General features: G+C 45.8%; 14 protein-coding genes. 5 read left to right on the plus strand and 9 right to left on the minus strand.

Going from position 1 to position 14,109, the window contains the following annotated elements; genetic code table 11:
- Window positions 1–29: 29 nt before the first annotated feature.
- The 3 genes from MHH57_RS07720 to MHH57_RS07730 form a co-directional block, all read right to left on the minus strand.
- Entirely contained in the window at window positions 30–359 is a 330-nt protein-coding gene (locus MHH57_RS07720; RefSeq protein ID WP_029516541.1) for an AzlD domain-containing protein, read from the minus strand.
- Entirely contained in the window at window positions 356–1,081 is a 726-nt protein-coding gene (locus tag MHH57_RS07725; protein WP_165145137.1) for an AzlC family ABC transporter permease, read from the minus strand. The genes MHH57_RS07720 and MHH57_RS07725 overlap by 4 nt, the downstream gene beginning before the upstream one ends.
- A 323-nt stretch (window positions 1,082–1,404) precedes the next feature.
- On the minus strand, window positions 1,405–2,643 hold the full coding sequence (locus tag MHH57_RS07730; RefSeq protein ID WP_029516543.1) for an MFS transporter: 1,239 nt from the start codon (window positions 2,641–2,643) through the stop codon (window positions 1,405–1,407).
- A 335-nt stretch (window positions 2,644–2,978) separates the two neighbouring features.
- On the opposite strand from MHH57_RS07730, the gene MHH57_RS07735 reads away from it, so the two are divergent.
- Together MHH57_RS07735 and MHH57_RS07740 are read left to right on the plus strand one after the other, a co-directional pair.
- Window positions 2,979–3,527: a helix-turn-helix domain-containing protein gene (locus MHH57_RS07735; RefSeq protein WP_029516544.1), complete on the plus strand. Its 549-nt coding sequence runs from the start codon at window positions 2,979–2,981 to the stop codon at window positions 3,525–3,527.
- A 99-nt stretch (window positions 3,528–3,626) separates the two neighbouring features.
- On the plus strand, window positions 3,627–4,142 hold the full coding sequence (locus MHH57_RS07740; RefSeq protein WP_013309488.1) for an acyl-CoA thioesterase: 516 nt from the start codon (window positions 3,627–3,629) through the stop codon (window positions 4,140–4,142).
- Window positions 4,143–4,251: 109 nt separating this feature from the next.
- Here MHH57_RS07740 and MHH57_RS07745 read toward each other — a convergent pair whose 3' ends face one another.
- Window positions 4,252–5,718: an RICIN domain-containing protein gene (locus MHH57_RS07745; protein WP_029516545.1), complete on the minus strand. Its 1,467-nt coding sequence runs from the start codon at window positions 5,716–5,718 to the stop codon at window positions 4,252–4,254.
- Window positions 5,719–5,945: 227 nt separating this feature from the next.
- Between MHH57_RS07745 and MHH57_RS07750 the strand changes: the two genes are divergently transcribed.
- Both MHH57_RS07750 and MHH57_RS07755 read left to right on the plus strand, forming a co-directional pair.
- The gene (locus MHH57_RS07750) at window positions 5,946–6,644 is read left to right on the plus strand and encodes a 4'-phosphopantetheinyl transferase superfamily protein (RefSeq protein ID WP_029516546.1); all 699 of its coding nucleotides are present in this window, start codon (window positions 5,946–5,948) and stop codon (window positions 6,642–6,644) included.
- Between the two features lie 45 nt (window positions 6,645–6,689).
- Window positions 6,690–8,279: an amidohydrolase gene (locus tag MHH57_RS07755; RefSeq protein WP_340954946.1), complete on the plus strand. Its 1,590-nt coding sequence runs from the start codon at window positions 6,690–6,692 to the stop codon at window positions 8,277–8,279.
- 69 nt (window positions 8,280–8,348) lie between these two features.
- On the opposite strand, the gene MHH57_RS07760 is transcribed toward MHH57_RS07755, so the two are convergent.
- The 3 genes from MHH57_RS07760 to MHH57_RS07770 all read right to left on the minus strand — a co-directional run bounded on the left by MHH57_RS07760 (window position 8,349) and on the right by MHH57_RS07770 (window position 11,489).
- Complete coding sequence (locus MHH57_RS07760) at window positions 8,349–9,974, minus strand: S-layer homology domain-containing protein (protein WP_342435003.1); 1,626 nt, start codon at window positions 9,972–9,974, stop codon at window positions 8,349–8,351.
- Between the two features lie 157 nt (window positions 9,975–10,131).
- Window positions 10,132–10,983: a DegV family protein gene (locus tag MHH57_RS07765; RefSeq protein WP_342435004.1), complete on the minus strand. Its 852-nt coding sequence runs from the start codon at window positions 10,981–10,983 to the stop codon at window positions 10,132–10,134.
- A 32-nt stretch (window positions 10,984–11,015) separates the two neighbouring features.
- Window positions 11,016–11,489 carry a hypothetical protein gene (locus tag MHH57_RS07770; RefSeq protein WP_069012792.1) on the minus strand — a complete coding sequence of 158 codons (474 nt, stop codon included), beginning with the start codon at window positions 11,487–11,489 and terminating at the stop codon, window positions 11,016–11,018.
- A 219-nt stretch (window positions 11,490–11,708) separates the two neighbouring features.
- Between MHH57_RS07770 and MHH57_RS07775 the strand changes: the two genes are divergently transcribed.
- The gene (locus MHH57_RS07775) at window positions 11,709–12,092 is read left to right on the plus strand and encodes a DUF423 domain-containing protein (protein ID WP_029516551.1); all 384 of its coding nucleotides are present in this window, start codon (window positions 11,709–11,711) and stop codon (window positions 12,090–12,092) included.
- A 106-nt stretch (window positions 12,093–12,198) separates the two neighbouring features.
- Here the strand turns inward: MHH57_RS07775 and MHH57_RS07780 are convergent, their stop codons facing one another.
- Together MHH57_RS07780 and MHH57_RS07785 are read right to left on the minus strand one after the other, a co-directional pair.
- Window positions 12,199–12,747 carry a hypothetical protein gene (locus tag MHH57_RS07780; RefSeq protein ID WP_029516552.1) on the minus strand — a complete coding sequence of 183 codons (549 nt, stop codon included), beginning with the start codon at window positions 12,745–12,747 and terminating at the stop codon, window positions 12,199–12,201.
- Window positions 12,748–13,197: 450 nt separating this feature from the next.
- Window positions 13,198–13,968: an ANT(4')-I family aminoglycoside nucleotidyltransferase gene (locus tag MHH57_RS07785; RefSeq protein WP_029516553.1), complete on the minus strand. Its 771-nt coding sequence runs from the start codon at window positions 13,966–13,968 to the stop codon at window positions 13,198–13,200.
- Window positions 13,969–14,109: the final 141 nt, after the last annotated feature.

The raw sequence follows: 14,109 nt of genomic DNA on the forward strand, positions 1-14,109 counted from the left end.
CTATAGTTAGTTCTACACCCTTTTTTGATCTACCCCATCCATAAAAGTCGAACTACAGCCATACTCACAATACCGACAACGACGGTAGCCAGCAGGTTTTTGCTCCACAAGGCGGTCACTAGCGTTGGAAAGACAGCCATAAGCACTTGCCCATTAAAAGTGACGGAGGTCTCGGTTCGGACGAGCAGATTTTCCATCACGAGTGCAGTGAAAATACAAATAGGAATATAGGAAAGCCATTGTAGCACTGGCTTGGGTAGCGCCAGCCTTTGCAGCACGACAAAGGGAATGATCCTTGGGATCGCCGTGACAATCATGGCACCGATAATGATATACAGGACATGGGGATTAATGTTCATTTGTCGGTTAACACTCCAATCGTTGCGGTGATCATGGTCGCTACAATGACAGCAATATGTGACGGCACCCACCAGGACAAAAGGTACATCAGAACAGCCATACATAGCACAAGCAGCAGACGATGCTTGAGTTTGGAGGTATGGACACTTTGGAGCTGGGAAATGAGTAGGGCAAGAAACATCGCAGGCAAGGCAAAATCCAGACCAAAAGCCTCCGGTCGGGAAATCCAGTTTCCGAGAATCCCTCCTGCCACACAGGATGCAATCCAGGCGAGATAAGCTGTAATATTAAGCCCGTTCATCCAACGGTCACTGACCTGTCCGCCTTTAGCCAATTTATCAGACGCTACCCCAAAGGATTCATCCGTCAAAAGAACGCCGATACCTATGTTTTTCCATAGTGAATATTTAGAAAAGTAAGGAGCCAGCGATGCACTTAGCAGCAGATGGCGGGCATTCACAATGAATGTCGTTAAAATAATGACGGATGGAGGACTGGCTACAGCCAGCATTGAGCACATAATAAACTGGGAGGCTCCTGCGTATACAAGCGCCGACATCAGGGCAATTTCCATGGTGCTAACCCCTGACGAAGCGCCCACAATCCCTGCCGCGAACCCAATGCATACATAACCAAGCAATGTAGGAATGCAATCTTTAACCCCTTGTAAAAAGCTGAGTGAATCATGCTTCGTTCCGCTCAACTCCGAAGCTATGGACATTTTAATCTTACCCCCAGTGTATAAATTTTTTAATAGTATATAACGGAAGTCGTAAAGTATCAATATATTACACAATTGTATGTTATATTGAATAGTCCTTAAAAAGCTGTTTGATTTACTATGACAACCCAAAGAAGACTATGTATTTACCAAAAAGCTTCGCTCGTGTTCCGGTTGCAGACGATTTGGCAGCAGCCAGCATCCAAAAGCGGTGTTCAAATCGGATGTGTTCATACAAGGACTGTTTTGACTGAATGGGGAGTTCGTAAAAAAAGGGCGTCCCAGTCAGTTCATGACTTATGGGACAACCCTAAGATGGTGACTTATATAAGCTCCTGCCGTTTTTTCAGATATCTGTAGAGAATAATTCCCGAGACCGCGCAGATGGCTGCGCATAGACCGATAACTCCATATCCCGCCTGGAGCCCGCGCAACATGCCAAGCTCAGTAGTTGCGCCGTAGACTATCTTGACCCCTTCGATTACCCAGCCGATCACATAGTTGCCAATGACACTACCTATACCCATCAGCGTGACGACGAACGTAATAGCTGTATCACTGTCCTTCGGATATCTCCGTGCTATGAACGCCATCACGGTCGGATAGATCATTGCAATGCCTGCACCCGATACGGCAAAGAGAAACGCCAGTCTCTCCCCACCCGCGATTGCTGCGAACGTACATATCGCTGAGAAGGCGGAGAATAGAATCGTCGAAAGCACAAACCCCATCCGGTCAGTGAGCGGACCAAGCAACAGGCGCCCCAACGAGAAGGTAAGAAAGAACGCTGAGAGCATGCTGGACGCCTTCACCGTACTCCATGAATACGCTTTCTCTAAGAAGTTGACTAGCCAGCCCCCAACTGCGAGCTCAGAGACTACCCCAAACGACAGGATCATTACCATCATCCAGAGTGCCGGATCGCGGGTTAGGGTCTTGAGTGAGGTCCGTTCCTCATGCTGCAGATCGTCTCCCGGGAAGGTACTGAGCAGCGCGGCCACAATCGGCAGCAGGCAGAGCGACAACATAGCCAGATACATCCCCCGCCAGTCCAGCGTATGTCCAAATACCGTCAGTGACATGACTCCCGTCGCCAGCAAAGGGGCGACTGTTGAGCTGAGCCCATAGAAAAAGTGGGACAAATTCATCATCGTGCCGGTATTTTTCACAAAAATCCTCGCCCCCAAAATGGCGAGCGCAATCTCCAGCATGCCGTTCCCAATATACATCAAGAAGTAGGACGAGGCGAAGAAAGGATACGTGTGCGACAGATAGATGAACACTCCCGAGATGATCATGGAAGCAAAGGAAATGATGCTGACCGCCTTGATTCCCCACTTACGGACAAGAACGGCGGTGAACGAGCAGGCAATCAAATAACCAAGTGCGTTTAGAGACAACAATGTTCCGAGCTGCTGTTCATCCAGATTGAAGTCGAATTGAATGCGTGGAATAGCAGGGCCTTTAATATTTTCCGAGATGCCAAATACAATAAAGCCAATAAAAATTGTCGCCAGCTGCATCGTGTACATGTAACGGGACTTGCGGGTTTGCGGATTCAAATTTAGTCCCTCCTAGATAGTCAACGTTGGTTTTCTCACCTGTTGGGTGTTCAGGGACGGAAAAGTCATAGGATAGCAGCCCTCCTTCAGGATATTACAATGGTTTTCAAAAACGTTTTAATAAGTGAAGTTTAAGGACATTTATATTCAATGTCAAATGTTTTTATTGGCATGTTGAAGTTAACGAGGAACCTGACCATATTACAGTAAATTATAGCATGCCTACTTCCCGTTTAAGCCTTGTATATACCTTGATCGGCTTCTATATATAGCGAACACACAGTCTTTTGTGTATTCTTCTTATATAGACTTTTGGATACAAGGAGGCATCGTCCGTGGATTCAATGCAGTATATTATTGGCTCTAATTTGGCTCAAATCAGGAAGACTAGAGGATTAAGTTTGGATAAGGTGGCTGAACTGACAGGGGTCAGCAAAGGGATGCTGGCTCAGATTGAGAAGGGGAAATCCAATCCTACGGTAACAACCCTTTGGAAAATTGCGAACGGTTTGCACGTATCCTTCTCCACCTTTCTTAAAGAAGACCCGCCGCAAATCACGAAGATTCGAAGGGAAGACCTGCATCCGGTTATTGATGAGGACGGTAACTATTTTGTTTACCCTGTATTCCCGTATCACGCGGAAAAGAAGTTTGAGGTGTTCACGGTAAGTCTGAAGCCAGGCTTTACACACCAGGCAGAGAAGCATCTGGGAGAGGAAACGATTCTCATGATCCGTGGGGAAATGTACTTTGAGATGCAGGGGCAACAGCTCAAGCTGAGTGCAGGGGATGCCGTGCAATTTCAAGTATCTGACATACATACCTACCGCAATGATTCGGATGAGGATGCCGATTTTTATGTATTGATTTATTATGCGGATTAGTGGGATGATTAGCATAGTCTAAAACAGGCTTCCACATCAGGATTTTGCAAAATCCTGAGATATAAAAGAGAGCAACGAGGAAAAGAGAGGAAAGAACCCATGGAAAGCAAGTACATCCGAGAAACCTACTGCTTTAAGACATCCCGAGTATTTCCCAACGATATCAACAATCATAACACGCTCTTCGGCGGCCGATTGATGTCGTATATCGACGATATCGCATCTATTGCAGCTGCTAAGCTGTGTCGTACGAACACAGTTACAGCCTCTACGGATTCGGTGGATTTTTTGCTACCTATCCATCCGAGTGATTCTGTCACGCTAGAAGCGTTCGTAACCTGGACAGGCCGTAGCTCGATGGAGGTGTTCGTAAAGGTAATTCGTGAAGGACTAATGACTGGCGACCGAAAAATCGCAGCCACCGCCTTCCTGACCTTTGTGGCATTGGACGAGAACAACCGTAAAGTGACCGTGCCGCAGGTGATTCCAGAAACAGAAGAGCAGTTACAATTGCACCAGACGGCTCCATCACGCGCAGCCATACGGCGTCAGCGGAGGGAAGAAAGCAAGCAGCTGGCTAGTTTTCTGACAACAGATTATCCGTGGGAACTGTAACGTACTAAAGATTATCAATTTCATCGTTTTACGTAAAAAGGAGCCGTTATTTCCGTTAGCAGTCACCATGATCTGCTTGGAATACGGCTCCTTTTGAAAATAACTTGGGCTATTCTACTTTAACTACACGGAAATGCTGATTTGTCCCACCATTATCGCCCCATTGAATGGCTTTGGCTCCATCGGCGGTGGCGCCTTCAGAAATATCGATCAGCTTGCCAGTTGCCCGATTTTTCAGCTTGTAATAACCACCGGTTACGGATACTAATTGCCAGTGCTGACTGGACCAGCCTCCGTCGCTCCACTGCTCAATAACTGTACCATCCGTTGTAGTACCGCTTTCAACACCAATTAGCTTTCCGCTGCTGCGGTTCACAATTTTATAATATCCGCTGCCTGCATCTTTGAGTTGCCATTGTTGGCTTGCTGTTCCCGCATCTGCACGCTGTTCCAGGTCTGCGCCGTCCGTCGTTGCATTGCCAATAATGCTTAGTGGCTTATTGCTCTTGCGATTCACTAGCTGATAATAGGCATCCGGATCAATGGCAATTGGGGTCGTTATCCCCTCGACCACACCACTGGCGGTGTCAATATTAATGCTGTCGAACCAATCCATAGCTAATGAAGTCGCTGTTGGAAAACGCAGTGGCAACCATACATATTGAGAATCCTGCACAGGACCGCTCCACGCACCCGCCCAACGGTCGCCCAAATACAGGTATGAAGTTGTCTGGGCACCTTCAACAGGAATCACGTAAGCCGACTGTGAACCATAAGTCGTACCGTCCCCAAAGTTTATCGTATTACTCCAGGTTCCTTCAATGCTGGATGCGGTAGCATACTTGGCCTGATTGGGATTCCAGCCGGTCGCCCCTGATGTAATCAGGAAGTAGACGTCTCCTTTTTTGAACATCGCTGGAGCTTCACGGTATTGTCCAGGCCAAAGTGTAGTCACCAGCGATTCAACTTGCAGAAAATCCGGTGTCAGACGATAAATGTTCAGATCCGCGTTTACCCGGGTAGCCGAAATAAGGTAAGCTGTACCGTTATCGTTGTATACGGTCATATCGCGCGAATCGTAATCCAGAGGACGGAAGCTACCCTGATATGTGTAATCGCCGTCCACCGTATCGGAGGAGGCGACAGCCACTCGGGCCTCGTTGTAATTAACCCCATTCTCCTTGTGCATCCATAATACGTATTTGCGTGTTTTTTCATTATAAATCACTTTCGGACGTTCAATATTCGAAACATTCAGCTCTACGGCGGAGCTGCTGGTCAGTACGTTTTTACGAAACTCCCAGTTTTTTAAATCAGAGGAACGGTAGGCGGATACCGCCTTGAACGTGCCGTTGGGATTACGATTTTCACCAAACCAATAATAGTAACCGTCTACTTTAATCATACCACCCCCATGGGCATGGACTACGTTTCCATCTGTATCTTTAAACTGAATGCCATTCACGACATTCGCTGAAGCGGCTGAAGCGATCTTAGGTGAAAACATCTGAAAAATGCTCAACGTCAGCAAAATAGAGAGCATAATACACAGCAAGCGGGCAAAATCATATTTCATTGTTTCGTCCTCCTCTGTATGCTTTATTTTAAAGCGCTTTCATTAATGGACTCTATAAAGTAGTTTTAATAGAGCTACTTATCCCAATTGTATCCATATTGAATTGAAAGTGCTAGAGTAGTATATTGACCATGTACACGGCACACGCCATCCATATCTAACAGACTTCCATCGAACGGTGAGTGTTACAAACTGGCTGATATTCATTAGGTATATAGGAGGCGACCATGAAAATATACGCGATTGATACGAGCAAGCCGGAAGCTGAGGAGCATTACGAATTACTGGTACCTCGGGTTTCACTAGAAAAGCAGCACAAGTTAGATCGTTTTTTACATCGGGAAGATGCTTTGAGGGGCTTATATGCCGATGTACTGCTAAGATGGTTGGCCTGTCGGCAATTGAAGGTATCGAATGCCAGTCTTCAATTTACATACAATGCATTCGGTAAGCCTTCCTTAATAAATGCACCTGCATTCCATTTTAATGTTTCTCACTCGGGAAAATGGGTGGTATGCGCTATTGATGATCACCCGCTTGGAATCGACATTGAGCAGCTCCGTCCTATTGATTTTGAGGTAGGTAGGGTGTGCTTTTCGGACACAGAGTATGATGCGTTAATGCGTCAGGATGCAGACAGCCGCTTATCCTATTTTTACGATCTATGGACGCTTAAGGAAAGCTTTGTGAAGGCCGAGGGGCAGGGACTAACCCTACCGTTGAAGTCTTTTTCATTTGAGCTAAAGGCACAACCATTCATAGGCTTCACGACAGAGGGCTTTACCACCGAGTATTATCATTTTAAGCAGTATGAGCTGGATCAGGATTATAAAATGGCTGTCTGTGCAGCTCATGACCAATTTGCCGAGCAGGTGCAGCAGATAGATATAAATACACTACGCTTGGAAGTGGCAACACAGGCGTAATATGAAGTGGGTATGCGTATAGTTGAAAAAAGGAGATGAGTGGCGTTGACATTCGTTTTGTTCAAGCACGGCCGGTTGTATGGGGAGTGGGCTTCCAAAGGAGACTCCATCGTTGTACAGCAGGGTCGGATACAGGCCGTCGGATATGCTCGGGAGCTTGAATTGCAGTTGTCCGGTAAGGAATATGAAACCGTGGATTGGGAAGATGCCTATGTACTGCCAGGCTTAACCGATTCACATATGCATTTATCTATGCATGGTATGAAGTTATCTATGCTCGATTTAACATCAGCTACCTCCAAGGGCGAGATGCTGGCTATGCTACGCAAACGGGTCGCTGTAACACCGCCGGGAGAGTGGATTTTAGGACTTAACTGGAACGAAAATGCTTTTATTCCTGTTGAAATTCCGGATATATCCGAGCTGGATGCCATTACAGATCAGCATCCGGTATATCTCACTCGTACGTGCTTTCATACGTTTTTGGCCAATTCAGAGGCATTTCGACGTGCGGGTATTAACGAGGACACCCCTGACCCGGCTTCGGGAGCCTATGGACGAGACGCAGATGGACGGTTGAACGGATTGGTTTATGAGGAAGCCTCCTTTGCCTTTACTAGCGTGCAGCCAGAACCGGATTATTCGGTTAAGAAGGACACGATTCGGCGGGCTTGCCTGGATGCGCTACGGCTTGGTCTGACTGCTGCGCACACAGAGGATTTACGTTTTTTGGGCAGCGTGGAGACGATGCAGCGAATTTACAGGGAGCTGAGAGAAGAAGGCCTTCCTTTTCGCACACACCAGCTCATCTATCATCCATTTTTGGAAGAAGCGAAAGTGCAAGGGCTGCGTGCAGGTACCGGAAATGAGTGGTTTAAAATCGGTGCGATAAAAATGTTTGCCGATGGCGCTATTGGTGGAAGAACGGCATTATTGTCTGAACCCTATAGTGATGCTCCGCATACCTGCGGAATGGCGATTCAACCGCAGCCGGAGCTGAATCAGATGGTGGCTGCTGTCAGAGCCGCAGGCTATCCCGTGGCTGTGCATGCCATAGGAGATGGGGCGGCGCACATGATTTTGACAGCGATGGAGGCCCATGCGCTCACGGAGGAAAGCGGTTTGCCAGATCGTCTGATCCACGGACAGGTGCTTAGGGGTGATTTGGTCAAGAGAATGGCGAAGCTGCCGCTGATCGCGGACATCCAGCCCCGTTTTGTCGCAAGTGACTTCCCTTGGGTACTGGATCGGGTGGGGAAAGAACGGACTGAATATTTATATGCCTGGAAAAAGCTACTGGAAGCAGGCATTCCATGTGCTGGAGGTAGTGACGCGCCGATTGAGCCGTTAAACCCTTTTCTTGGTATTCATGCGGCAGTGACTCGCGCCAAGCCGGAAGAAATGCATGAGGGCTATCTTCCCGCTGAAAAGCTGGATGTACATGAAGCCATTCGTTTGTTTACCACGGGAAGCGCAGTAGCAGCTGGTGAGGCTGATGAAAGAGGGACGATAGCTGAAGGGAAAGCCGCTGACTTTACAGTCATTGACCGTGATGTATCGGAAAGCCCGCAAGCTTTACTTGATGTTAAGGTACGAATGACAGTTGTAAACGGGAAAGTTGCATATCGGTCATAGGCTGGTGCTAAGTATGTATGCCAAAAGCCTTCAACTTCACTTTTCATGTGAGGTTGAAGGCTTTGTATTTTATAAACCACGCTGTATAAATCGGTCAGCGTTTTTTACACTGGACCACAGATCAGAGCTGGCTCCGCCCGCATACCAGTAGGCGAAGCCAGCAAACCCAGCATCCTGTCCCAAGCGATACTTACGAGTGAAGGATCGTCCTTCCTCGAGCCACAGCTTATGAAGCTGCGTGTCTTTGTAAGACACGGTATACTGCTGAATATCCTCATTCCAGATTGGTTGGGAGACGGAACGGGATATGAGCTGGTTTTGCTGATCTAGTGAAATATCAGAGGAAGCGATTGACTGTCCGCTAGCGTTAAGCGTCCAGTTCCGTGTAAATAATGGCAACGCCAAGATCGCTTTCTCTGGATAGGTGGTTTGTACAAAACGCCGCACGCTTTCACGGAGCCATGGCAGTGAGGACACAGAGCCGGGGATCGAGCTGCCTCCCCAGTGCTCGTCATATCCCATCAAGATCAGATAGTCTGCCGCAGCGCCAAGCTGTTTATAATCAAAGGCGGCAGTCCAGTCCGTTCCGTAATCAGGAGATACACAAATCGCCAGTACCGTATTCTGACTTTTTAACTTAGCTTTTAATTGTTGGACGAACAATGTTAAATGGGCACGATCCTGACCATCTACATTTTCAAAATCAATGATAAGTCCATTCAAACCGTGTACAGATACAGCATTAGCAAGCTGACTTATGGTTGTATTTCGTAGAACCTCACTGGACAAAATTTGGTGCGTCAGTGCCAGGTTGGAACGGTTGCCTACCATCGCCCAGATATTTTTATGATGCTGTTTGGCCCAGGTGAGCAGCGATGAATTGGTATAATCGCTGATAATACCTGTTTCATTCAGAAAAAACCAACGTGGTGACAGGGTGTTGATGTTGGATTGGAGCACCGTATTTTCAAACTGCTGAATGGTTTGATCATATTGCCAGCCAATTCGGATGGAAGAAGCGGTGGAAGCAGTTTGGTTAGCATGTTTTGTTGAATACGTTAGCAGTCGCTCCAGTAAGACCGCTGTTTCTTCACGAGTCAGAGAGGATGCAGGACGAAAATAGTTACTTTCACCTTTCATAAAGCCGTAACGATTTACGGTGATTACCGCATCAAGAGCCCAATCTGCAATTTCGCCAGTATCTGTAAAGGAGGAAGTAGCATCTCCTGATCCGCCCGAAGAGCGGATGAGACGTGCGATCATCAAAGCCGCTTCTTGACGGGTTATAGGACTATTAGGTTGGAATGTGGCAGACGTTCCCCCCTGAACGATATTGAGCTGCGAAGCCGCTTCAATCCATCCATAGTACCACGTCTTTTTGGCAACATCTCGGTAGGAGGGAACGGGTGCTTGTACAGGCTCCAGACCGAGTGTACGGTCCAGTGCGGTAACCCATTCGGCTCTGGTAACAGCCTTTTTAGGAGAGAAGTAACCAGGTCGTGTACCGTTCAAAATTCCTTTAGCGTGCAGGGAAATAATAGACTGATAGGCATAGCTGTGTGCAGTATCTTGGAACGTAGCGCCGGATGCTGCTGCTGGAGCAGCTAAGTATGAAGAGAATGTTGTGAATATTGTGATGGCTGCCGTTGCTGATAGGGTAAGCTTGGCTAACCAACGTGATCGTTTGGAACTCATACCAAATAACCTTCTTTTTTATGATAGATTGTAGATTCATAGTTCGTTACTCGACGAATAATACTATCAAAAAGAGGAAAGTTATTCATTGCTAAATTGCTGGAAAAATACCAAAAAACCCGCTACCTATGCGGCAACGGGTCTGATATTGGATAAACTATGCCTTTTTGGCATACATAATACCGATAGTCTGTGGACCACAATGACTGGAAATAACACAGCCTGCTGTAGTTAGCAGTACCTCATGTGCGTTCGTTTCTTCTTTCAAGCGAGCTTGCAGCATCAGCGCATCTTCCTCGGCCAAAGCGTGCACGACAATAATGATATCGTTATCCATCTGATCTCGTTGATTCAGAGCGTTTTGCAGCATCTGATCCAGTGCTTTTTCACGTTTGCCGCGGACTTTGTAGGCTGGCGTCATTTTTCCGTCAATTACTTTGATCACCGGACGAATTTTGAGAAGACTGCCGATCAGATTTTGCATGCCTGAGCATCTTCCGCCTTTATACAGGTATTCAAGTGTATCAATGACAAATTCCGTATCTATTAGCGGCCTGGTTTTCGTCAACATGTCTACAATCTGCTCTATCGTATTGCCGTTGGTTGCCGCACGAGCAGCTTTCATCACAAGCAGGCCAAAGCCACACGACAAATTCAAGGAATCAAAAACCGTAACGCGGCCTTCCGGAAATTCAGAGGCAGCGAGTAGTGCATTCTGGTACGTTGATGATAGCTCGGAAGACAGACTGATATATATAATGTCGTCCCCTTGTTCTATGTAAGGAGCAAAGGCTTGAATAAAATCCGACGGAGAAGGTGCGGCGGTACGTGGTAAATGTCCCTCGCGACTTACACGTTGAAATAATTGTTCCGGGTGAATGTTCACCCCGTCCTGCAATGCTTCATCACCAAATACCGTATACAAAGGTACAATGCTAATCTCGTACTGTTGCCGCCAGTGAGTAGGAATATCACTGGTACTGTCGGCAAAAATTTTAATTTTGTTCATACATTGAATCCTCTCTGTGTGATGCAGAAAAATTATAAAGATTGCACGGAGGAAGGATAGATATCCGCTGTGCTATTCGGAACGGAAAGACCGATGGCAAGAAGTGCAATAAAGCCTACAATAATAAGTGCATTAATGATTAAGCCTGTAATAGCAAAGGTTTTCTTACGATTTTTTAACGCAATTCCAATGATACCAACGACAAGTCCGCTACAATTCAGCAACAGGCTGCCTAAAAAAATAAAAGGAAGCAATACCGTTCCGGTTTGCTGCAGAGCGATTTCCGGGTTCATCGTCTGGTATTGGCCGAAATGAGCCAGTAGATTAATAACCATAATAGCCAGAATAATATATCCGATCAGACTGACAAGCGACATAATAAAAGAAGCAATTCCGGGACCGGAATGTTTGAGCTTGACCGGAGGCTGGAACACAGGAGATTCTGAAAAAACAGGGTGCTCCTCAGACGCAGCAGGCTTTTGCAAATTAGGATCTTGGTTACTCATTTTTTCCACTCCTTGAACATAGTCCGAACAGGTACTAATTTTCCACAAAATAAACAAAAAAGCAAGCCACCCTACACATTACCCTTCAAAAGACAGGGTCTAATCATCCAATTCTGTATGCGGTCTGTTCACACACGCTGGCTGGTAAACTTCATACGGTTTCGATAAAATAAGAAGAACATTCGGCTAAAAGGATGAGATGAAAAGGAGTACACAAACATGCAACGGAAATGGATATTTACGGGATCTATAATGATGATGTTGGCGGTAGCCATTGGAGCGTTCGGGGCACATATTGTGAAAGCCCGGATCGACGCGGATGCTTTGGCCGTATATGAAACAGGTGTGAAATATCATATGATTCACGCTGTCGGTTTGCTGATCATTGCGTTGGCTGCTGGACAGTGGGGGCCTTCCAACCGTCTAAGATGGGCAGCTCGTCTGTTATTGACGGGTATCATTTTGTTTTCTGGTAGCTTGTATGTGCTAAGTCTGACCGGAATCCGTGTGCTGGGAGCTATCACCCCTCTAGGAGGCGTGTGTTTTATAGCAGGATGGATATTGCTGGCATGGGCTGCCATGGGTCTGAAGAAAGAGGATTAAAGTTCTTTTCGGATAATACAAAAAAAGAGAGTGGACAAGAAAGACATCATGTTTTTCCTGACCGTTCTCTTTTTTCATGCTTCGTTTTTTGGTGAAGTATTTACATTTACGATGTGATTTCATCGATCTCATTCATTTTAAAGGAGTACACTTGCTTCTCATCTACATGATACACACTCAGCAGGCTATTATCATGGTCCAGATTGAGGATGCGGCAAGGAATGCTGCGTTGTCCACCATAGCGGTTTACGATTAACCGTACAAGCGTATTATCATGTATATAGCGTTTGATCCATTCATACGTACTAAGGTCTTGTTGTGTTGCAGGCTTTGGCTGTACGTGGGATTGTTTGATCTCTTGAACGACTGGCGGCTTGTTCGTAATTGCGGCTGATTTCTTTTTAGAAAATTTTTCCGCGAGCGTAGCGGCTGCATCAGATGGGCTATTCACGGCTGACTGTTTTTTTAGGTACAGTGCAGCTTCAATTAAATTGCCAAGTTCGATACCGGATTGAATCCGGCTATCCGCAATGTGTTCGTTTTGGCTCAAGAGATTAAGCAGGAACTGAAGGGCCTCTACATTCGAACGGCCTTTAACTAATACATCTACATTAAATAAATAACTGGTTTCGTCTTGATTTGATTCCTTTTTCATACATCCTCCAGCCCAAGCCATGGGTAATTAGTCTTTTATGGTACCTATCAATATATCATTAAAATGTAATCTATCATAGTGCCTAAGGCCCTGTTGTTGGATATTAACAAAAATAAAATCTATATAAAGCTTTATGTGTAAAATTTTAATGGAGTACACTGGAATTGTACATTTTTTGCATGTGTATACGAATGAGGAAAGTATGTGAGCATCGGATATAGATAAGCAAAGACAGAGTTACATATACAGAGAATAAAGGAGGTAGTGGGTGAAATCAAGTAGTTTAAATTTTAAATATATTACAGTGGAAAAACATAACGGAGAAGTACTATTCATCCAGAAGAAAAGTAAAATTCCCCCTTAACGAAAGGGGGACTGGGCATATAAAAAACATGATATATTAACATGGTATATTATAGTAAGTGAAATTAAAGCGAATTTTATTTTTGATCAAAAGGGGATCCGTTGTGATCGAATAAGGTAGTCATGTTCGACTGCCCAATTCACAAGACCACTCCAGAAATCTTCACAGGCTGAAATGATCTTCGCTGGTTCAGCTAAATCTCCGGACATAACCAACTTAACTACATGATCGAATCCTTCTGGACGACTCGGCAGTTCCAGGGCCTCCGGTAGAACCATTGAACCCGTTGAGAAAAGCTTCTGATTATGCAACCCAACTAACATAGCCCCATATTGAGCAAACTGCATTACCAAGTACGGCAAGTAGGTAAGAGGACCATGTACACGGATATTTCTAAGCTTTCCTATAAACTCGTACATTTCACCTACAAGCACTTCGTTGATGGCATGCCTGAAATCTTCCTTTGTGGGGGATTCGGCAGCTTCCTTTAATATAGAAAAAAAGTCTTCAGGATCATACAGACGAAGTGGGGAAAAGAAGGGGCCATGTGTCAACGGCCATTCGCCCTCAACAGTAGAGGCAATTTTAAGAAGAACGTCTGAACTACAGACGTTCACCTCCGCTTTCCAGGGTCCCGCTGACCATTCATGGCTAAATTCTACGGGGCCGTTTGATTCACTTAGTACACAAAACATTTCAATGTCCGAGAAAGGGCCGTCAGTACCTTTGGCAACAGATCCATAGACCCCTATAGCCAGAATTTTGTCTCTATATACTTCATGTAACCTCGCAGCTATATCGTGGCAAGTCTGAAGTCTCTCACTTCGAGAAATGTTGACAGGTCCATTCATGTTCATTAGTATCCTCCTCTGTTTTATTAGGGTGAGTTGAAACTAAAACATGGATGGAGGAGCTCGGGCTTAACGGGGGACATTTTTTCGATTCATTCGAATTCCTCCCAAGCGATTTTGTTATGGGGATTGTACCCAAACGGGTTT

It is taken from the genome of Paenibacillus sp. FSL H7-0442, assembly GCF_038593105.1.
GTDB classification, from domain to species: domain Bacteria; phylum Bacillota; class Bacilli; order Paenibacillales; family Paenibacillaceae; genus Paenibacillus; species Paenibacillus polymyxa_D.